14 protein-coding genes are annotated in these 20,618 nt (G+C 66.8%); 8 read left to right on the forward strand and 6 right to left on the reverse strand.

Annotation, left to right across the window (positions count from 1 at the left end):
- Positions 1-32 precede the first annotated feature (32 nt).
- The 3 genes from der to PVW46_RS22500 form a co-directional block, all read right to left on the reverse strand.
- A complete protein-coding gene (gene der, locus PVW46_RS22490; protein WP_069208539.1) occupies positions 33-1,505 on the reverse strand; it encodes a ribosome biogenesis GTPase Der in 1,473 nt (490 codons plus the stop codon).
- A gap of 132 nt (positions 1,506-1,637) precedes the next feature.
- Positions 1,638-2,972, reverse strand: coding sequence for a PQQ-like beta-propeller repeat protein (locus tag PVW46_RS22495; protein ID WP_069208576.1), 1,335 nt, complete (start codon positions 2,970-2,972; stop codon positions 1,638-1,640).
- Positions 2,973-3,037: 65 nt separating this feature from the next.
- Positions 3,038-3,694, reverse strand: coding sequence for a tetratricopeptide repeat protein (locus tag PVW46_RS22500; RefSeq protein WP_043143260.1), 657 nt, complete (start codon positions 3,692-3,694; stop codon positions 3,038-3,040).
- A 354-nt stretch (positions 3,695-4,048) separates the two neighbouring features.
- Here PVW46_RS22500 and PVW46_RS22505 point away from each other — a divergent pair, with 354 nt between their 5' ends.
- Both PVW46_RS22505 and PVW46_RS22510 read left to right on the forward strand, forming a co-directional pair.
- Positions 4,049-5,983, forward strand: a complete 1,935-nt coding sequence (locus PVW46_RS22505; RefSeq protein ID WP_274577738.1) for an HlyD family efflux transporter periplasmic adaptor subunit — start codon at positions 4,049-4,051, stop codon at positions 5,981-5,983.
- A complete protein-coding gene (locus tag PVW46_RS22510; RefSeq protein ID WP_069208540.1) occupies positions 5,980-9,801 on the forward strand; it encodes an efflux RND transporter permease subunit in 3,822 nt (1,273 codons plus the stop codon). Before PVW46_RS22505 ends, PVW46_RS22510 begins: the two co-directional genes overlap by 4 nt.
- Positions 9,802-9,932: 131 nt before the next feature.
- Here PVW46_RS22510 and PVW46_RS22515 read toward each other — a convergent pair whose 3' ends face one another.
- Positions 9,933-10,103, reverse strand: coding sequence for a DUF2256 domain-containing protein (locus tag PVW46_RS22515; protein ID WP_069208541.1), 171 nt, complete (start codon positions 10,101-10,103; stop codon positions 9,933-9,935).
- Entirely contained in the window at positions 10,103-11,641 is a 1,539-nt protein-coding gene (locus PVW46_RS22520; protein WP_069208542.1) for an FAD-binding domain-containing protein, read from the reverse strand. Before PVW46_RS22520 ends, PVW46_RS22515 begins: the two co-directional genes overlap by 1 nt.
- Positions 11,642-11,703: 62 nt before the next feature.
- Here PVW46_RS22520 and pepN point away from each other — a divergent pair, with 62 nt between their 5' ends.
- The 4 genes from pepN (at position 11,704) to PVW46_RS22540 (ending at position 16,744) form a co-directional block, all read left to right on the forward strand.
- On the forward strand, positions 11,704-14,256 hold the full coding sequence (pepN, locus tag PVW46_RS22525; RefSeq protein ID WP_069208543.1) for an aminopeptidase N: 2,553 nt from the start codon (positions 11,704-11,706) through the stop codon (positions 14,254-14,256).
- Positions 14,257-14,426: 170 nt separating this feature from the next.
- Positions 14,427-15,185, forward strand: a complete 759-nt coding sequence (locus tag PVW46_RS22530; protein ID WP_245189104.1) for an SDR family oxidoreductase — start codon at positions 14,427-14,429, stop codon at positions 15,183-15,185.
- Positions 15,182-15,613, forward strand: coding sequence for a hypothetical protein (locus PVW46_RS22535; protein ID WP_069208545.1), 432 nt, complete (start codon positions 15,182-15,184; stop codon positions 15,611-15,613). The genes PVW46_RS22530 and PVW46_RS22535 overlap by 4 nt, the downstream gene beginning before the upstream one ends.
- A 267-nt stretch (positions 15,614-15,880) precedes the next feature.
- Entirely contained in the window at positions 15,881-16,744 is an 864-nt protein-coding gene (locus PVW46_RS22540; RefSeq protein ID WP_043143247.1) for a lysophospholipid acyltransferase family protein, read from the forward strand.
- A 3-nt stretch (positions 16,745-16,747) separates the two neighbouring features.
- Here the strand turns inward: PVW46_RS22540 and PVW46_RS22545 are convergent, their stop codons facing one another.
- Positions 16,748-17,509, reverse strand: coding sequence for a transglycosylase SLT domain-containing protein (locus PVW46_RS22545; RefSeq protein WP_069208546.1), 762 nt, complete (start codon positions 17,507-17,509; stop codon positions 16,748-16,750).
- A 242-nt stretch (positions 17,510-17,751) separates the two neighbouring features.
- On the opposite strand from PVW46_RS22545, the gene PVW46_RS22550 reads away from it, so the two are divergent.
- Both PVW46_RS22550 and gatB read left to right on the forward strand, forming a co-directional pair.
- Positions 17,752-18,984 carry a hypothetical protein gene (locus PVW46_RS22550; RefSeq protein ID WP_139132258.1) on the forward strand — a complete coding sequence of 411 codons (1,233 nt, stop codon included), beginning with the start codon at positions 17,752-17,754 and terminating at the stop codon, positions 18,982-18,984.
- A gap of 71 nt (positions 18,985-19,055) precedes the next feature.
- Positions 19,056-20,570 (forward strand): Asp-tRNA(Asn)/Glu-tRNA(Gln) amidotransferase subunit GatB, encoded by a 1,515-nt coding sequence (gene gatB, locus PVW46_RS22555; RefSeq protein ID WP_043143245.1) that lies wholly within the window; start codon positions 19,056-19,058, stop codon positions 20,568-20,570.
- Positions 20,571-20,618 lie beyond the last annotated feature (48 nt).

A 20,618-nucleotide genomic window follows, 5' to 3' on the forward strand; every position in this document is an offset into this window, starting at 1 on the left:
GCCGCAAACAGTCCCGTCCCGGCGCCCCCGCCTCAGTCCTTCTTCGACTGCAGCTTGCCCAGGTGCTTCTTCAAAGCACCCGCGTTCTTCTTCTTGCGCCCCTTGTAAGGGTTGCGGTCGCCCTGCCCGCGCATGGTCAGGCGGATCGGCGTGCCCGGCATGTCGAAATCCTCGCGCAGCCCGTTCACCAGGTACCGCGAATAGCTCTCGGGCAGCTTGTCGGGATGCGAACACATCACGACAAACCCCGGCGGCCGGGTCTTGGCCTGGGTCATGTAGCGCAGCTTGATGCGGCGGCCCTGCGGCGCGGGGGGCGGATGGCGGCTCACCATGCCTTCCAGCCAACGGTTCAGCTGCGCCGTGGGCACGCGGCGGTTCCAGACATCATAGGCCTGCATGATCGCGGCCTGCAGCCGGTCCAGCCCCTTGCCCGTCCGGGCGGAAATCGTCACCAGCGGCGCGCCGCGCAGCTGCGGCAGGACATGCTCGAACTGCTCGCGCAGCCATTTCAGCTTGTCCTGTTTCTCGTTCTCCACGTCCCACTTGTTGACCGCCACGACCACGGCCCGCCCCTCGCGCTCGGCAAGGTCGGCAATCTTCAGGTCCTGGGTCTCGAAGGGGATGGCCGCATCCAGCAGCACGACGACCACCTCTGCGAATTTCACCGCCCGGATGCCATCCGAGACCGACAGTTTTTCCAGCTTGTCCTGGACCTTGGCCCGGCGCCGCATCCCTGCCGTGTCAAAAATCCGCATCGGCACGCCGCCCCAGTCCATCTGGACCGAGATCGCGTCGCGCGTGATCCCTGCCTCAGGCCCGGTCAACAGCCGTTCCTCGCCCAGGATCGCGTTCACCAGCGTCGACTTGCCCGCGTTCGGGCGCCCGACCACGGCGATCTGAAGGGGCTTGTCCCGCGTCGGCAGGCGCATGTCGCCCTCGCCCGCCTCGGCCTCTTCCTCGCTCAGCGTGACCTCGACTTCCGGCGCCTCGGCGGCGGCCCGCGCCTCGAACCCTTCGGACAGGGGCAGAAGTGCGGCATAAAGCTCGTTCATGCCCTCGCCATGCTCGGCCGACAGGCGGATCGGCTCGTCCAGGCCCAGCGAATAGGCCTCGATCACGCCCGCATCCGCTGCGGATCCCTCGGCCTTGTTGGCTGCAAGGATGACGTGTTTCGCCCGCTTGCGCAGGATCTCTGCAAAGACCTCGTCATCGGGCAGGATGCCGGCGCGCGCGTCGATCAGGAACAGGCAGATGTCCGCCTCGTCCACGGCCCGTTCGGTCAGCCGCCGCATCCGCGCGGGCAGCGACTCGTCGGTTTCGTTCTCAAGCCCGGCGGTGTCGACGACGGTGAACCGCAGGTCGCCCAGCCTGGCCTCGCCTTCGCGCAGGTCACGGGTCACGCCCGGCTGGTCGTCGACCAGCGCCAGGCGCCGCCCGACGAGACGGTTGAACAGGGTCGACTTGCCCACGTTTGGGCGGCCGACGATGGCAAGAGAGAAACTCATGGCCCGGCTCCAAGGATCAAGGGCGCCGCTTAACGCATTTCAAAGCAGGGGGAAAGGGGCATCCGGGCGCCCCGGTTCACACCGGGGGCCATTGTGCCCGGTCCGCTGGCGCAGGGATCGGACGGCGGGATCTTAGCGGTAGGCGTGCAGAACGCCCTTGCGCGACACGACGTACAGCGTGCCGCCCGCCACCACGGGGCGCGTAGTGGCGCCACCGGGGATCGCGATTTCCTGCAGCAGATTGCCGTCCACCGGGTTGAAGGCCCTGATCTTGCCATCCGAACTGGCCACGATCAGGCGCCCCCCCGCCAGCACCGGTCCGTGGTTGGCATAGGCGCCGTCGCGGCGGCGGTTCGGGTTGCGCGTCGGGCGATAGCCCGGCAGGTCACGGCTCCAGATTTCCTGGCCCGTGCCCGCGTCCAGCCGCACCAGCTGGTTGAGATCCGAGACGAAGAACACCGAATCGCCGGCGGGCCACATCGGACCCAGAGCACCGTTTTTGGCAGTCCAGATGCGCTCTCCGTTGTAGACCGACAACGCCACCGCGCGCCCCGAGTGGTTGCCGGCAAAGACGCGGTCGCCCGCGATCACCGGATCGCCGGTGATATCGTTGATGCCGGCGATGGTGACGCCGGTCCGGCGGCCCAGCAGCTCGGCGTTCCAGACCTGCAGCCCGCCCTGCCGGAAAGCCGCAGACACGGCGCCCGATCCGAAGGCAAAGACAACGTACTTGTCGTCAATCGCGGGGGCGGGCGCCCCGGCGATGTTGTTGAAATCCTTGGTGCCGTCGAACTGCCAGCGGACGCGACCATCGTCGCTTTCGATCGCCCATGCGGTGCTGTCGCCCGAGACGACGTAGACCAGCCCGTCGCGATAGCTGGGCGCGCCGGTGGCGGTGTTCTTGAGGTCCTGCTCCCAGAGCTTGCGCCCCGTGGCCGGGTCCAGCGCGGTCAGCATGCCGAAACCGGACGAGACGAACAGCTTGCCCTCGCCGTAGGCCAGCCCGCCGCCCTGTCCTTCGGGCGCCTTGTCGCGCTGCGGGACAAGGGTCGCAGACCACAGTTGCTGACCCGAGGTCGCGGTTGCCCGGACCTGGTGGTTGGCGTCCATCGTGAAGATGCGGCCGCCCGCGACGATCGGATCGGCATTCAGCCGCGTCTTGCGCCCGTCGCCCGCGCCGATCCCGACCGAAAACAGCGGCTTCAGAACCTGTCCCAGGGCCGGGTTGGTGACCCGGACCATCGGCGACACGGGGCTTTGCGCCCAGTCGGTGTTGGTCACGCTGGCAGGTGTGGAAAAGGCGCGGGCCTGCGGGCCGGTCGATGCCGGGGCGGCGCCGTCATCGTAACCGCCTGTCAGCACGTCCCGGACGTTCAGACGTTCCCCCGGAAGGATCTGCTCGCTCTTGGCACAGGCCGTCAGCGCCAGCGCGGCCAGCGAAATCAGCAGAGAGGTCTTGCGCAGCATCACCATGCCCCTTTTCGTCACTACCCGGGGCCCTGCCCCCCGCCGTGCGCCCCGCCTGCGCGGGCTCAGTTTCCGGGCGCGTCGCCGCCCAGTGCCACAATCAGTTGCCCGGCCCGGCGCTGCAAGCCCTGCGTCGCCTCGGCATCTTCTGCCAGGCGTTCCAGCCGTGCAATCGCGGCGTCACGCTCGCCGGTTTCGATCTCGATCAGGGCCAGTTGCTCTTCGGCCAGCAGGCGCAGCGGTTGCCCCGGCACGGCCAGCGCCTCGAAGCCCGCGCGGCGTTCGTCGACCGGCAGGACGGATGCGCCGCGGGTCAGGGCCTTGTAGCTGGCGATCTGGCGATAGATGGCCGGGATCTCGGTATTGTCGGCCACCGCCTGCAGGCGGGCGACCGCCTCGGCGTCATCGCCTGCGGTGCCTTCCTCGGCAGCGGTCAACATCGACAGAATCGCCGCGGCGCCGGTCGTGGGCGCGTCGATTGCGGCCAGGGCGTCGATACGCTGCGCCGGTTCCTCTGCATCCAGCGCGTCAAGCACGCTGTCGCCAAAGGCCTGAGCCCGGGATTCGGCCGAAGCGATGCTCCATTCACGCCAGGCGGTGCCGCCGACGATAAGAAGCACGATGACCACGCCAACCCAGCCCCACTTGCGCAAAGTGGCGAAAAGACGGTCGCGTTTGACCTCTTCGGTCACCTCGTCGATAAAACTGTCGGCGTCGCTCAAACGGGCCCCCTCCGGTTGGTTTTCTCCCTCTTACATGTCCCGCCGCGCAGTGCCAAGGCGAGAAGGCATACCGGCAAGGGGCGTTTGCAGGCCCCAAACCGGACCAGCGAATTGTCGCGTAGATGCCCGTTAATCGCGAAACTCTCGCAGAATTGTCGAAAAACCGCCGCTTTGCAGCGCAAAAACCGGCCCCGTGCTTGAAGCCTCCGTCGCGGCACCCTAAAACTGAACGGAACAGTTCAGCCCGGAGTCGCCCGGGTCGCGGGGTTCGAGTCGGCTCGGCAACGTAACGATTAACAGGATGTGCGGCGGGCCACGTGGCTCGGCGCCGAAGGGACGAAGACGATGCGCATCATGTCTATCCTGACCGCCTGCCTTGTGGCCGCGGTCCTATACGGGGTTGTGTTCGAACGGGACCGACTGCTGGAATTCTCCCGCGAGGTGGCCCCGGCAGCGCAGGGGGACGTTGCGGATGGCGGGCCTGATCCTGCCGATGGCGCGGGCCCGGCTCTGGAGGCCGGTGCCCCCGACGCCCTGCCCGAAGGCGCGGTGCGCGTGATGGCCAAGCGGTCGGTGGCACAGGTTGTCGACAGCGAGGTGATCCTGCGCGGCGAAACCCAGGCCGTTCGCCAGGTCGAGGTGCGGGCCGAAACCTCGGGCAAGATCGTGTCCGAACCGCTGCGCAAGGGATCGCTGGTCGAGGCCGGGCAATTGCTGTGCGAGATCGACCCGGGCACCAGCCAGGTTTCCCTGCAAGAGGCGCTGGCCCGCCTGGCCGAATCCAAGGCGCGCCTGCCCGAGGCCAAGGCCCGGCTGGCCGAAGCGCAGGCACAGCTTCCCTCTGCCCAGGCGCGAATCCTAGAGGCCGAGGCTGCCGTGCCCGCCGCCGAGGCACAGCTGGCCGAGGCCCGCGCCAACATACCCGCCGCCGAGGCCCGGCTGGCAGAGGCCAGGGCACGGGTGCCAGAGTTCGAGGCCCGGCTGGAAGAGGCAGAGGCCCGCGTCCCCGAGGCCGAGGCCCGGCTGGCAGAGGCGAAGGCTGCCGTGCCCGCCGCCGAGGCCCGCCTGAAAGAAGCCGAGGCCGGTGTCCCCGCCGCAAAGGCCCTCCTGGCCGAGGCGGAGGCCCGCGTGCCCGAGGCCGAGGCGCGGTTGAAACAGGCCCAGGCACAGGTGCGCGAGGCGGAAATCAACCTGCGCGCCTCGCAGGAACTGGCCCGCGACGGTTTTGCCGCGCAGACCCGGCTGGCCGGGGCCGAAGCCGCCTATGAAACCGCGCTGACCGCCGTGCAGACCGCGCAACTGGGGCTGAAATCCGCCGCCTCCGGCATCGAGGCGGCCAAGTCTCAACTCCAGGGGGCGCTGGCCGCCGTCCAGACCGCCAAGAGCCAGGTCGAGACGGCAAAGGCCGCCGTGCAGGCGGCCCAAAGCGGCATCCGCAATGCCAGCGCCGGGGTGATCTCGGCCAAGGCGCAGATCCAGAACGCCCTGGCCGGCGTGCAATCCGCGCAAAGCCAGCTGCAGGGGGCCAAGGCCGCCGTGGCCTCGGCCCTGTCCGGCGTCGAAGGCGCCAAGGCGGCGGTCATCGCCGCCCGCGCCCAGCTTGAAACCGCGACGGCGGGCATCCAGTCCGCCAGGACCGGCGAGGAAAGCGCCTTGAGCGCGATCCAGTCCGCCGAGGCCGCCGTGGCCTCGGCCCGGCGCGAGATCGACCGCCTGAAGGTGCACGCCCCCTTTGCCGGGCTGCTGGAGACCGACACGGCGGAACTGGGCGCCTTGCTGCAGCCCGGATCGGCCTGCGCCACCGTGATCCAGCTGAACCCGATCAAGATTGTCGGCTACGTGCCCGAAACCACCGTCGCGCGCGTGATGGTGGGCGCCAAGGCGGGCGCCCGGCTGACCAACGGGCGTATCGTGCAGGGTGAGGTCACTTTCGTGTCGCGCAGCGCCGATCCGACCACCCGGACCTTCCTGGTGGAACTGACCGTCGACAACGCCGATCTGTCGATCCGCGACGGCGAGACCGCCGAGGTCGCCATCGAGGCCGAGGGCGCCAAGGCGCATCTGCTGCCGCAATCCACCCTGACCCTGAACGACCAGGGCAAGCTGGGCGTGCGCACGGTCAAGCCGGACGACAGCGTGCAGTGGATGGATGTCTCGATCCTGCGCGACACCCGCGACGGGGTCTGGATCACCGGCCTGCCGGATGAGATCAACGTGATCACCGTCGGCCAGGAATATGTCACCAACGGCGTGACCGTGGTTCCGAGTTACGAGGATATCATACAATGACCGGCATCATCGACTGGGCCGCCGCACGGGCCCGAATGATCATCGCCTTCATCGTGCTCAGCCTCGTGGTCGGGGCCTATGCCTATGTGTCGTTGCCCAAGGAGGGCGAACCGGACATCGAGATCCCGGCACTGTTCGTCTCGGTCCCCTTCCCTGGCATCTCGGCCGCCGACTCCGAAAAGCTGCTGGTCAAGCCGATGGAGACAGAGCTGTCGGACCTCGACGGGCTGAAAAAGATGACCGCCACCGCCGCCGAGGGCTATGCCGGCCTGGCGCTGGAGTTCGAGTTCGGCTGGGACAAGACCAAGATCATCGCCGACGTGCGCGACGGCATGAACAACGCCGAGGCCGAGTTCCCCGAGGGCGCCGAGAAATACTCGATCAACGAGATCAACTTCTCGGAATTCCCGATCCTGATCGTCAACCTGTCCGGCCCGGTGCCGGAACGCACGCTGAACAAGGTGGCCAAGGACCTGCAGGACCGGCTCGAAGGACTCGATTCGGTGCTGGAGGCCGGGATCGCGGGAAACCGCGACGAGATGCTGGAAGTGGTGATCGACCCGCTCAGGCTCGAAAGCTACAACGTCACCGCCGACGAGCTGATCCGCGTTGTCCAGAACAACAATCAGCTGATCGCCGCGGGCGAGGTCGAAACGGAAAACGGCGCCTTTTCGGTCAAGATCCCGTCCAGCTTTGACGATGCACGCGATGTCTATGACCTGCCGGTCAAGGTGAACGGCGACCGCGTGGTGACGCTGGGCGACCTGGCCTCGATCAACCTGACCTTCGAGGACCGCAAGGGCACGGCGCGCTTCAACGGCGCGCAGACCGTGGCCCTGCAGGTGGTCAAGCGCAAGGGCTTCAACATCATCGACACCGTGGCGCAGGTGAAGGCCGAACTGGCCACAGCGCAGGAGACCTGGCCCGACGAACTGCGCGCGGTGCTGGACGTGGGCACCTCGAACGACCAGAGTCGGCAGGTGGCCAGCATGGTCAGCCAGCTCGAAGGGTCCGTTCTGACGGCCATCGCGCTGGTGATGATCGTGGTGCTGGCAAGCCTGGGCCTGCGGCCCGCGCTGCTGGTGGGCTTTGCCATTCCGACCTCTTTCCTCTTGTGTTTCGTGCTGCTGGCGATGATGGGGGTGACGATCTCGAACATCGTGATGTTCGGGCTGATCCTGGCCGTGGGCATCCTTGTCGACGGCGCCATCGTGGTGGTGGAATACGCCGACAAGCGCATCGCCGAGGGCACCGGCCCGATGCACGCCTATGTCGAGGCCGCGCACCGGATGTTCTGGCCCGTGGTTTCGTCCACCGCGACGACGCTTTGCGCCTTCCTGCCGATGCTGTTCTGGCCCGGTGTCGCGGGTGAGTTCATGGGCATGTTGCCGATCACCATCATCTTCGTTCTGACCGCCTCGCTGGTGGTGGCGCTGATCTACCTGCCGGTCATGGGCGGCGTCTCGGGGCGGTTCTCGCGCAACGTGCACCGTGCGGGCGACTGGCTGCGCGCGCGCCTGCACTGGAGCCTGCGCATCCTGCTGGTGCCCGTCGCGATCCTGGGGCTGTTCACCGGCGCCATGATGGTCCTCAACCCCAGCTACCTGGGCCCGACAGAGGCGACGGGCTGGAGCGCGCACATGCCGGGCGTCGTGGTCTTCGTGCTCTTTGCGGTGATCTCTTCGGTGGTGATGGACGCCGCCGAAATCCGGCGCAAGCCCAAGCGCGTCGACGCCCGCAGCCGCCGGACCTTCTTCGGCAGTTTCACCAAGCTGATCGCCGGCAACCCGATCATGCCGCTGGTGACGGTCTTTGCCGTCGTCGGCTTTGTCATCAGCGTCTTCGCCTATTACGGCGAGAACAACAACGGCGTGGACTTCTTCGTCGAAAGCGAACCGGAGCAGGCCATCGTCTACGTCCGCGCGCGCGGCAACCTGAGCCTTGCGGAAAAGGACGCGCTGGTGAAGCGGGCCGAACAGATCGTCCTGACCCATCCCGGCATCCTCAATGCCTTCTCCTTTGCCGGTGAAGGCGGGCTGGACAACAACACCGGCGGCGCCGCGGCGCCCAAGGACACCATCGGCCAGGTCCAGTTCGAGACGATTTCCTGGGACAACCGCCCCGCCTATGCCCGTGCCAACGGCATCCCGCTGGCACAGCTGGACGGCGACGTTATCCTCGACGACCTGACCGAAAAGCTGGAGCGCATTCCCGGCGTCGAGATCGAGATCCTGGCCCAGGCGCGTGGCCCGGCCAGCGCCAAGCCGGTGCACCTGCAACTGCGCGGAGACGACTGGACCGCGCTGCTGGAGGCGGCTGGCGTCGTGCGGGCCAAGTTCGACAGCACCCCCGGCCTGACCCTGGTCGAGGACACGCGCCCCCTGCCCGGCATCGACTGGCAGATCGACGTGGACGTGGAAAAGGCGGGCCGCTACGGCGCCGACGTGGCCACCGTGGGCGCGATGGTGCAGCTGGTGACGCGCGGGCTGGCCATCGGCAGCTATACCCCCGGCACCTCGGACGAGGAAATCGACATCCGCGTGCGCCTGCCCGAGGAAAACCGCGTGCTGTCGACGCTGGACAGCCTCAAGGTCCGCACCCCGGACGGGCTGGTGCCGCTGGTGAATTTCATCACCCGCGAGCCGGTGGCAAAGCTGGCAGAGATCGAGCGCATCGACCAGACGCGGTTCTTCGACGTCAAGGCGGGTGTCCGCGAAAGCCTGATGGAGATCGGCTGGGACGTGACGACGACCGGCCCCGACGGTACGGACAAGACCGAGTTCGTGCCGTTGATGACCGGCGTCGAGCTGGATCCGGAAACCTCCGATATCTCGACCGCGGACTGGAGCCATGACTTTGGCCGCTCTTCGGGCTTCTTCGAATGGCTGATGGGGGACAACCTCCGCCACTTCGGCGACGTGCGCTGGCTGACCGACATGACGCCCGAGGAAATCGCCGCCCAGGCGGGCACCGGCGACATGTCCGGCCTGAAGGTCGTGCCGGTGACGGGGACGGAACGGATCGAGGTGCTGACCGAATGGCTGCAGACCGATCCCCTGCCCGCGGGCATCGAATGGGAATGGACAGGCGACCAGGAGGACCAGGAGGAAAGCCAGGCCTTCCTGCAATCGGCCTTTGGCGGCGCGCTGTTCCTGATGTTCATCATCCTGCTGGCGCAGTTCAACAGCTTCTACAACTCGGTGCTGGTGCTGCTGGCTGTGATCCTGTCCACGACGGGCGTGCTGATCGGCATGCTGGTGATGGATCAGTATTTCTCGATCATCATGACCGGAACGGGGATCGTGGCGCTGGCGGGGATCGTCGTGAACAACAACATCGTGCTGATCGACACCTACCAGGAGTATTCGCGCTTCATGCCGCGGATCGAAGCCATCGTGCGCACCGCCCAGGATCGCATTCGCCCCGTCCTGCTGACCACGATCACCACGATGGCGGGCCTTGCGCCGATGATGCTGGGGCTCAGCCTGGATTTCTTCAACGGTGGCTATTCGATCGACAGCCCGACCGCGCTGTGGTGGAAGAACCTGGCAACAGCCGTGGTGTTCGGCCTGGGGATCGCGACCGTGCTGACGCTGGTCTTTACCCCCGCGATGCTGGCGATCCGGGTCTGGTTCACGACCTACGTGCTGTGGTTCGCGCGCCTGCTGGCAAGGTTGAGCTTTGGCCGTGGCAGTCGGGCGGCGCGCGACTGGGCGCTGAACCGTGCGGCACGCCAGGTGAAATCGCCCGAGATCATCTGGGAAGACGCGCCCGCGACCACGATGGAACTGACGCCGGACCTGCGCGCGGCGGAGTGACGTGACATGGTGTCGGCCCGCTGACGCGGGCCGATCCGCGCGCCTTGCGGCGCGCAAGCGGGGGCGCTGCCCCCGTCGCGCAAAGCGCGACTCCCCCGAGGTATTTGCAAACCAAAGAAACACTGTGCCGGTCAGGGCCGGCCTGCCTCCTCCTTGGCGGATTTGCGGGTACGGCGGCAGCGATCGGAGCAATAGCGCACCTGATCCCAGACCCTTTCCCATTTCCTGCGCCAGGTGAACGGGCGACCGCAAGTGGCGCAGGTCTTTTCCGGCAGGTCGCCCTTGCGGATGCCGCGCGGCATCAGAAATCAAAGCTCTGCTGGCGGCTGTCGATGGCGGGGCGCCGTTTGCGCGGCGCGCGGTCGTTGACGAAATGGCGCTGCGGATCCTTGCGCGAGGCGTGCTTGTGCAGGACCCGGGCGGCCTCGTCGCGGAACCCCTCCTCCTTGCGGACCGACCAGATGGCCTCGCGGGCCGCCTTCGCCGCCTGTTTCACATCGACGATTGGCGGCGGATAATCGGCCTGCCCGTCCCAGCGCCAGGGTTCCTGCAGGTATTGGTCCGGCACACCCGCCAGGTCCGGGCACCAGCGGCGGGTGAAGACGCCGGTCGGATCCTGATCGTGGCCTTGTTTGACGGGATTGTAGATGCGCAGGCTGTTGATCCCCGTGGTGCCGGACTGCATCTGGACCTGGCTCCAGTGGATGCCCGGTTCGTAATCGGTAAAAAGCCGGGCCAGATGCTGACCCGTGCGCTGCCAGGGCAGCCAGAGATGGTAGGAGGCGACGCTCATCAGCATCGAGCGCATCCGGAAATTGAGCCAGCCGGTGGCAATGAGCGAGCGCATGCAGGCGTCGACGAAGGGCAGCCCGGTTTCACCCTTTTCCCAGGCGGCAAGACGGGCGGCATCCGGTTCGGCGGGGCGCAGGCCCTCGTAGGCCCGATGCAGGGCGTGCCATTCCAGTTCCGGCTCGTCCTCCATTTTCTGGATGAAATGGTCGCGCCAGGCGAGGCGGGACTGAAAGCTTTTCAGGCTGCCGGACCAACCCGTCCGCGTGCCCTTGACCGCGCGTTGGCGGGCAGCGGTGGCGCACACCGCCTCGCGCGGGCTGAGTGCCCCGAGGGCCAGGTGAGGCGACAGCCGCGAACAGGCGCTTGCGCCCTCCAGCGGGGTCGACATGGCCTTGCGATAGGTCTGGCCACGCTCTGTCAGGAAACTGTTCAGCAGGGCCTCGGCCTTGGCGCGGCCGCCATGCTGGCGCCCCGGGCAGGGATCGGCTCCCAGCCCAAGGGCGGCGGCATCCGGCAGGGGATCGGAGCACAGGGGGACCGGCGGCAGCGCCGGGGGCGTCGGCAACGGATCCTGCGACATCAGCCGGTTGCGATGGGCGGCCCAGCCATCGCGATCATGCCGCCCGCGCCGCACCGCCGACTGCGGCAGTTCCTGCCAGCGTACCCCCTGCCCCGAAGCCCAGGCGGCCACGGCCCTGTCGCGGGCAAAACTCCAGGCGTTGCCGGTTTCCTCGGTGCTGACCAGCCGGTTTGCCCCGGTTTCCCGGCGCAGCGCCTCGAGCACCTCGACCGCCTCGCCGACCCGGATCACCAGGTCGCTTCCCAGGGCACGCAGGTCCGCGCGCAGCCCTTGCAGCGTTTCGCAAAGAAAGGCGTACTGCCGGGCAGAGGCGTCGGGCTGCGCCCAGAGCCCCGGTTCGACGATGTAGAGCGGCAGGACATCCCCGAGTTCGCAGGCGCGCAACAGCGCCGCGTTGTCGGTCACGCGCAGATCGCGCTTGAACCAGAGGATCACGGGCATCGGCTCTCCTTTCCGCTGCGCTGCCATTGCAGCCCCCTCGGCTCCGACCTAGGGTCACGGGCAAGAGCTTCCAGCCCCGCGAGGACCCGATGAAAGACGCCGCCCCCGAGACCATCTATCTCAAGGACTACACCCCCTTCGGCTGGCAGGTCAGTGACGTGCACCTGACCTTTCGCCTTGCGCCCAAGTCGACGCGGGTGATCTCGAAGATCCATTTCGCCCCCAACCCCGAGGCCCCCGCGCAGGAATTCTTTCTGCACGGTGAGGACCTGAAGCTGATCCGCGCCACCATCGACGGGGTCGAGGTGACGCCGGAGGTCACGCCCGAGGGTTTGCGCTGTGCCGTGCCGGACGGCCCCTTCCTGTGGGAGGCAGAGGTGGAAATCGCGCCCGAGGACAATACCGCGCTGGAGGGCCTGTACATGTCCAGCGGCATGTATTGCACCCAGTGCGAGGCCGAGGGCTTTCGCAAGATCACCTATTATCCCGACCGCCCCGACGTCATGAGCGTGTTTTCCGTGCGGATCGAGGGCGATCTGCCGGTGCTTTTGTCGAACGGCAACTCGGTCGACCGGGGTGAGGGCTGGGCCGAATGGCACGATCCCTGGCCCAAGCCGGCGTACCTCTTCGCGCTGGTGGCGGGCGACCTGGTGAATTTTCCGGATCGCTTCACCACCCGGTCGGGCAAGGAGGTCAAGCTGAACATCTGGGTGCGTCCCGGCGACGAGGGCAAATGCGCCTTCGGCATGGAGGCCCTGAAGACCTCGATGAAATGGGACGAGGATGTCTATGGCCGCGAATACGACCTGGACGTCTTCAACATCGTCGCCGTGGACGATTTCAACATGGGCGCGATGGAGAACAAGGGTCTGAACATCTTCAACTCCTCCTGCGTCCTGGCCTCTCCGGAAACCTCGACCGACGGCAATTTCGAACGCATCGAGGCGATCATCGCGCATGAGTATTTCCACAACTGGACCGGCAACCGCATCACCTGCCGCGACTGGTTCCAGCTCTGCCTCAAGGAAGGTCTGACCGTCTTCCGCGACCAGCAGTTCACGGCGGATGTACGCTCGGCCCCGGTGGCGCGGATCGAGAACGTGGCGCAGTTGCGCGCGCGCCAGTTCCCCGAGGACCAGGGGCCGCTTTCGCACCCCGTCCGGCCCGAAAGTTTCCAGGAGATCAACAACTTCTACACCGCCACGGTCTATGAAAAGGGCGCCGAGGTGATCGGCATGCTCAAGACGCTGGTCGGGGATGAGGATTACGCCAAGGCGCTGGACCTCTACTTTGACCGTCACGACGGCGACGCGGCGACGATCGAGGACTGGCTCAAGGTGTTCGAGGATGCCACGGGCCGCGACCTGACGCAGTTCAAGCGCTGGTATTCGCAGGCCGGTACGCCGCGTGTCGAGGTGACGGAGGACTGGGCCGACGGCACCTATGCGCTGACCTTCAAGCAGCACACGCCGCCCACGCCCGGACAGGAAGTGAAGGAACCTCAGGTGATCCCGATGGCGGTGGGGCTGCTCAACCCGAACGGCGACGAGGTGGTGCCGACCCGCGTGCTGGAGATCACCGAGGCTGAGCAGACCTTCACCTTTGACGGTCTGGCCTCGCGCCCCGTGCCCTCGATCAACCGCGGATTCTCGGCGCCGGTGGTGCTGGACCGCGAGTCGAGCCGCGAGGAGCGCGCTTTCCTGCTGGCCCATGACACGGACCCGTTCAACCGCTGGGAGGCGTCGCGCCTGCTCGCCCGCGAAAGCCTGATCGCGATGATCTGCGAGGATGCCGGCCCGGACGAGGCCTGGCTTGACGGGCTGGAACGGCTCTTGCGTGACCGCGACCTGGACCCGGCCTATCGCGCGATGATGATGGGCACGCCGACGGAGTCGGAACTGGCGCAGGTTCTGTTCGAACGCGGGCAGACGCCGGACCCGGACGCGATCCATGCAGCCAAGGAGGTGCTGGCCCAGGTCAAGGCCGAACGCTGGGCCGACCTGCTGCCCGGGCTGGCCGCCGAGGGTACGGTGGACGCACCTTTTGCGCCGGATGCGGAACAGTCGGGCAAGCGCGCGCTTGGCGCGGCGGTTCTGGCCCTGACCTCGCGGCTGGATGGCGGCAAGGCGGCGCGGGCGCAGTTTGCCAGCGCCGACAACATGACGCTGCAACTTTCGGCCCTGGCCCAGATCATCCGCGTGGGCGAGGATGCCGAGGCCCTGGCCGCCTTCGAGGACCAGTGGCGGCATGACCGTCTGGTCATGGACAAGTGGTTCGGCCTGCAGGTCGGGGCAACGGCACCGGAAAACGTGGTGCCCCGGGCCGAGGCCCTGACCCGGCACGCCGATTTCGACTGGAAGAACCCCAACCGCTTCCGCGCGGTGATGGGCGCGCTGGCGATGAACCACGCAGGATTCCATCGCAAGGATGGGTCGGGCTACCGCCTGCTGACGGACTGGCTGATCAAGCTGGACGACCTGAACCCGCAGACGACGGCGCGCATGACCTCGGCCTTCCAGACCTGGAAACGCTACGACGCCGAGCGCCAGGCGCTGATGCGGGCGGAACTGGAGCGGCTGCAAGCGAAACCCAAGCTGAGCCGGGACACCGGCGAGATGGTGGCCCGCATCCTGGGCGCCTGACCCTGAGCGGCGGCTGAAACGGCAAACGCCTGCAAGAACGGCGCCGGGCACGCAAGCAATCTTGTGGCCCGCGCCGAAACCGCGATAGCCTGAGGCCGAACCACTCCGGAGACCGCGATGCGCCCTGACCTATCCTTCGCCGGCCGCTGGCCGTGCCTGTCCCTTTGCGCATGGGCCCTCTGCGCATGAACGGCGTGCTGATCATCACCGGCGCAAGCGCCGGGATCGGCGCGGCCACCGCGCGCATGGCGGCCTTTTCTGGATGGCAGCGGATTGTCATTCACTACGGCCAGGACAAGGCCGGGGCCGAAACGACGGCGGCAATGGTCGAAAGCATGGGCGCGCAGGCCTACCTGCTGCAGGCCGATGTCTCCAAGCCCAAGGCAATCGAAAAGATGTTCGCCAAGCTGCGCGAGCTGAAACCCGGCCCGGTCGGGCTGGTCAACAATGCGGGCATCGTCTCTCCCCACGGCAGCATAGGGGACCTGACCCCGGAAAGGGTGCAAAAGGTCTTTGCCGTCAATGTCTTCGGCGCGATCGAGGTGGCACGCCAGGCGGTCGGCCTGATGCGTGACTGGGGCCAAGGCGGTGGCATCGTCAATATCTCGTCGATGGCCGCGCGGCTGGGATCGGCCCACCAGTACATCGATTATGCCGCCAGCAAGGGGGCTATCGACACCTTCACCCTGGGGCTTGCCGATGAACTGGCGCCCGAAGGTATCCGCGTGAACGCCATCCGCCCCGGCCTGATCGAGACGGAAATCCACGCCAAGGGCGGCCAGCCCGACCGGCTTGAACGGCTGGCGCCAACCACGCCGATGGGCCGTGCGGGCACGACCGAGGAATGCGCCGAGGCGATCCTCTGGCTGCTGTCGGAACGCGCCTCTTATGTCACCCGCTCCATCCTCGACGTGTCGGGGGGGCGGTGAGCGCGCCGCTCGAACATGCCTCCTCGGGCCGGTCGCTGCGGGCCTTCCTGGTTCTGATGCTGGTCTGGCTGGCGGCCATGACGCTGTGGTTCGCGCTGCAGGCTTCTGTCTGGATCGTCGGCGCGCTGCTTCTGGTCAGCCTGCCCGCGCTGATCGATTTCAGCACCGGTCGCAGCGCCTGGTTGCGGCTGGACGACAGGATGCTGCGCTGGGGATCGGGCGGCGCGACGGGCGAGGTTGCCTTGGCTCGGATCGCGCTGGCCCGCTTCGAAACGCGACTCGATTTCTCGATCCGGGTGCGGCTGGTGCTGGATGACGGGCGCCGCATCACTCTGCCGCAGGACAGCCTGCCGCCGCATCCCCGCCTGCAAGAGGCCCTGCAGGCGCGGGACATCAAGACAGAGCGACATCATTTCGGCTTGATCTGAGATCAGGCGCGCGCGCCAGATAACCCGCTGTTTAAAAACACATTTCAAAAGAAAAAGACCGCCGAGGCAGTACCTTGACATGCCTTTTGTCACGGTAGAACCGCCCGAAACGGCCCCGGCCAGAAACCCGTTTTGTCCCGCGAATGGCAAGCCATCGCCGAAAGCCTACGTCAGAGGCGTGCACCCGCCGCGCCGGTGGTGTAAACTGCCTATGGAAGAGGCGCGCCCGTCATGGAAGTGTCACGAAATTATGATCTTGGGGCTAGAATGAAAGACCGCATCGACCCGCTGATCGCCGAACGCGCGCCCTGGTTGTTTTCCAGTTCCCCGGTTGTCCGGCCTGCCCGGGCCGTGCTGAACCGCATGCTGGGATATGAAAAGACCATCGAGATCGGGACGCTGGTCAAGGACATGAGCGCTGACCAGATCATGCAGGTCATGGCGGAAATGCTGGCCAAGGACCTTGAGGTCACGGGCCTGGAACACCTGCCACGGCAGGGGCCGGCGCTGATCGTGTCGAACCACCCGACCGGCATCGCCGACGGGATCATGCTGCATCACGTCATCGGACAGATCCGGCGCGACACCTACTACTTTGCCAACCACGACATCATGCGTGTCCTGCCGCAATACGCCGAGATGATTGCCCCCGTCGAATGGCGCAAGGAAAAGCGCAGTCACGGCAAGACGCGTGAGACGATGGCTTATACCCGCAAGGCGGTGGACGAGGGTCGGCTGGGCGTGATCTTTCCGTCGGGCCGGCTGGCGAAACGCCGTGGCCTGTCGCTGCACGAACGCCCCTGGATGGCCAGCGCGGCGATGATCGCGCGCAAGTTCGACCTGCCGGTGATCCCGGTGAACATCCGGGCGCGCAACTCGGTCCTGTTCTACCTGTTCGACCTGCTGCACCCGACGCTGCGCGACATCACCCTGTTCTACGAGACGCTGAACAAGGCCCGCCAGCCCTACCGCATCACGGTGGGCGAGGCGATCTCTCCCAAGGCGCTGCCGGCCAAGTCCGAGGACGGTATCGAGATGCTGCGCCGAGCGACCCTGGCCTTGGGCGGCCCCAAGGCCCCGGCGGTGTCGCTGCTGGATGCAACGCGCCGCCCCAGCTGGCTGAAGGCCTGAGGCTCAGTCCTCTGTCGGCGCCGGGGCGTCCGCGACGTCCTGGGCGGGGCTCAGTCCCTCGGGGCGCAAGACCGGGCGCAGCGACCGCGCAAGGCCCGTGCAATAGGGCTGCGACCGGGTCCAGGCCATGATGTCCTCGCGCTTGCGCCGGGAATGGAACGGTCCCCAGTCCGCGGCAACGCCCCGCATTCCGCGGCTGATGACCTTGTCGCGCGGCACCGTGACCGCCATGATCCGCAGCGCGCAGGACAGGTTGTCCTCGGGATCCTTCAGTGCCGCGCCACTGCGCGCCTTGCACTTGTAGAAGCGCGCGGTCGGCGGATAGATCTGCACCAGCCCGAACCAGCGTCCGCCCCCGCCCACGGCCCAGGGGCGATGGGTGCTTTCATGCCAGGCAAGGGACGAGATCAAGCCCACCCAGAAAGCCTCACGCTGGACACGGCCCGCACTGGGATAGGCGGGGCAATAATCGGCGATGTCGCGCGGCACGAGGTCCGGCAGGTGGTTGGCCTGCGCACGCAAACCGCGCAGGGCCGCGATGCTCCAGCTGCGGCTGCCCTCGATATTGTCCCAGCGCGCCTTGGGCACGACGATTTTCTTGCGGGCCTTGGGCCTCAGGGACACCGGCACCGCGAGGCGCGAGATCTCTGCCGCGGGCGGGCTGACCGGCGGATGCAGGGCAACGGCCCCGGCGGGATCGGGATTGGCGAAAGCGGCCTGGCCCGCGAGGGCGAGACCGCAAAGAAGGGCGGCAGCTTTTTTCATTTGTCCTGAAATTTCGCCCGTGACCCCGAACGATGCAAGCGTCGCTGCCGCCGCAGGGCCATGAACCGCCAATGACAAGGCGGAACTCTGCCAATCGCCCCAGTCTTGGCGATGCATTGTTCGTCCGCCCGCAACATGTTGTCCCCCGCGCGGCATCAAAGCCGGACCTTCGCCGGGAGAAAGACAGCGCAATTCCCGCAAGCCGCCGGATTTTGGCCCCGAATCGCGGGCAGATTGAGGTCATGACGATACGTAATCTGTTTCCCTCGATGCGCGCCGTAAGTGCACGTTTGTCCTCTCGCCCGGCGGTTCCCGTCGGGACCTCTGTCGCGCCAACACCGGCGCCCCGGCACGCACCGGTCGACATCCCCATCTGCGACCCCGGCCCGGATGCCCTGGCCTGTGAGACGCTGCGCGCTCGCGGGCAGTTCCTGGCGCGGCAGGACGACTGGGAACAGCTGGCCAAGGAAATCGCCACGGCCGAGGCCGCGCGGCAACAGACCCCGGGCCTGCGCTCGGCCGCGTCGATGCTGGCCGAGGGCGCCCGACGCGACATGACAACGGCGATCGCCGAGGCCGTCGCCCGGGGAAAACCGCGCGAGGTGCAGGCCGCCGTCGCGGCGCTGGAACCGCTGCTGGCCGAAATGCCCGCCTGCCCCGTGATCGCCCAGATCATCGCGATGGTCCATGTCGAGACGGCCCGCGCCTGGCGCGCGGCCCCGGACACAGGCCTCCCCGCCTCGGACCGTCAGGCCGCCTTTGCCCGGCACATGGCCGCCGCGACGCGGCTGAACGACCGGTTCGACCCGTTCGAACATCAGTCACCGCTCTGGGCGGTGGTGCGGTGTGCGGTGCTGGAGGCGGACCCGGCGCCACAGGACCGCGTGGCCGACGATTTCGAGGACCTCATCGACCTCGACCCCGGCAACCCCTGGCACATGTGGCAGTTCGGCAAGGCCCTGCGTCCGGCGCGTTTCGGCAGTTGGGAACAGCTGGACGCACAGGCGCGGCGCACGGCGGCGCGGACCGGCGATCTCTGGGGCAGCGGCGGCTATACCTGGATCTACCTTGGCGCGCTCTGCGAAGAGGCGGGCGCCTTTGCCCGGCTGGATGCCGAGCTCTTCGTGGAGGGGCTGCACGATATCCTGACACGCCACCCCACGCAGGACATGGCGAACCGGATGGCTGCCCTGGTCGGGCACACGCTGGGCGGGCCGACCAGGGCGGGCAGCTCGCGCCGCCGGGTAGCCGATTGCCTGGGCTGGATCGCCCAGGACCACTTGCGCGAATTGCACCCGCAGGTCTGGGCCGAAGCGCCCGAGCGCAGCCCTGGCGCAAGGCTGGATTGCAGCGCGGCCAAACCGGGCGAAGTGCGCGCGCTGGACTGCCTGACAGAGTTCTATGCCCCCGCGCTGGAGGCCGGTCGCCGGCTGCACTTCGGTCCAGATGGAATGCGGATGATCAAGGGCGACTGACGGGCGGGCCTTGCCCCCTGCCCCGCGCTGTTCTAGACCGCTCGGCAACCCGTTTTCCGATGAGGACCGCCATGCTGGATCTGACCTATGAAGCGCCCAAACCCAAGGTGATCGCCGGGGCCAAGCACGACTGGGAGCTGGTCATCGGGATGGAGGTGCACGCGCAGGTGGCCAGCCAGGCCAAGCTGTTCTCGGGCGCCTCGACCAAATTCGGCGCCGAGCCGAACTCGAACGTGTCCTTCGTGGATGCGGCGATGCCCGGCATGCTGCCCGTCATCAACGAATACTGCATCGAGCAGGCGGTGCGCACCGGGCTTGGCCTGAAGGCGGACATCAACCTTGTCAGCGCCTTCGACCGCAAGAACTATTTCTATCCCGACCTGCCGCAGGGCTACCAGATTTCCCAGCTTTATCATCCGCTTGTGGGCGAAGGTGAGATCATCGTCGACATGGAGCCGGGGATTGCACGAAAGGTACGCGTCGAACGCATCCACGTCGAACAGGACGCGGGCAAGTCGATCCACGACATGGATCCGCACATGTCCTTCGTCGATCTGAACCGGACCGGCGTCGCGCTGATGGAAATCGTCAGCCGCCCCGACATCCGTGGCCCCGAAGAGGCCGCCGCCTATATCGCAAAGCTGCGCCAGATCCTGCGCTACCTGGGCACCTGCGACGGCAACATGCAGAACGGCAACCTGCGCGCCGACGTCAACGTCTCGGTCTGCCTGCCCGGACAGTACGAGAAGTACCAGGAAACGCAGGACTTTTCGCATCTCGGCACGCGCTGCGAAATCAAGAACATGAACTCCATGCGGTTCATCCAGCAGGCCATCGACTACGAGGCCAAGCGCCAGATCGGCATCCTCGAGGCCGGCGGCAAGATCGACCAGGAGACCCGGCTCTACGATCCGGACAAGGGTGAAACGCGGTCGATGCGGTCCAAGGAAGAAGCCCACGACTACAGGTACTTCCCCTGCCCCGACCTGATGCCGCTGGAAATCGAACAGGGCTGGGTGGATGACATCGCCGCCAGCCTGCCGGAACTGCCGGACGAGAAGAAGGCGCGCTTCGTCAAGGACTTTGGCCTGTCGGAATACGATGCCAGCGTGCTGACCGCCGAAGTGGTGAACGCCGCCTATTTCGAGGAGGTCGTGACCGCCTCGGGCGACGGCAAACTCTCGGCCAACTGGGTCATCAACGAGCTGTTCGGTCGCCTCAAGAAGGATGACACGGAGATCACGGACAGCCCGGTGAACCCGAGCCAACTGGCTGCGATTATTAAACTAATCAAGTCCGATGCCATCAGCGGCAAGATCGCCAAGGACCTCTTCGAGATCGTCTATACCGAGGGCGGAGACCCGGAAAAGATCGTCGAAGAACGCGGCATGAAGCAGGTGACGGACACAGGCGCCATCGAGACGGCGGTGGACGAGATCATCGCCGCCAACCCGGCACAGGTGGAAAAGGCCAAGCAGAACCCGAAACTTGCGGGCTGGTTCGTGGGCCAGGTCATGAAGGCCACCGGCGGCAAGGCAAATCCCAAGGCGGTGAACGAGATCGTCAGCGCCAAGCTGGGCCTCTAAGGGGCCTTCCGCCTCCTCGGGGTCTTGTACAAAACGTACGTTTTGTAC

This window comes from Mameliella sp. AT18, assembly GCF_028807275.1.
Taxonomy (GTDB): domain Bacteria; phylum Pseudomonadota; class Alphaproteobacteria; order Rhodobacterales; family Rhodobacteraceae; genus Antarctobacter; species Antarctobacter albus.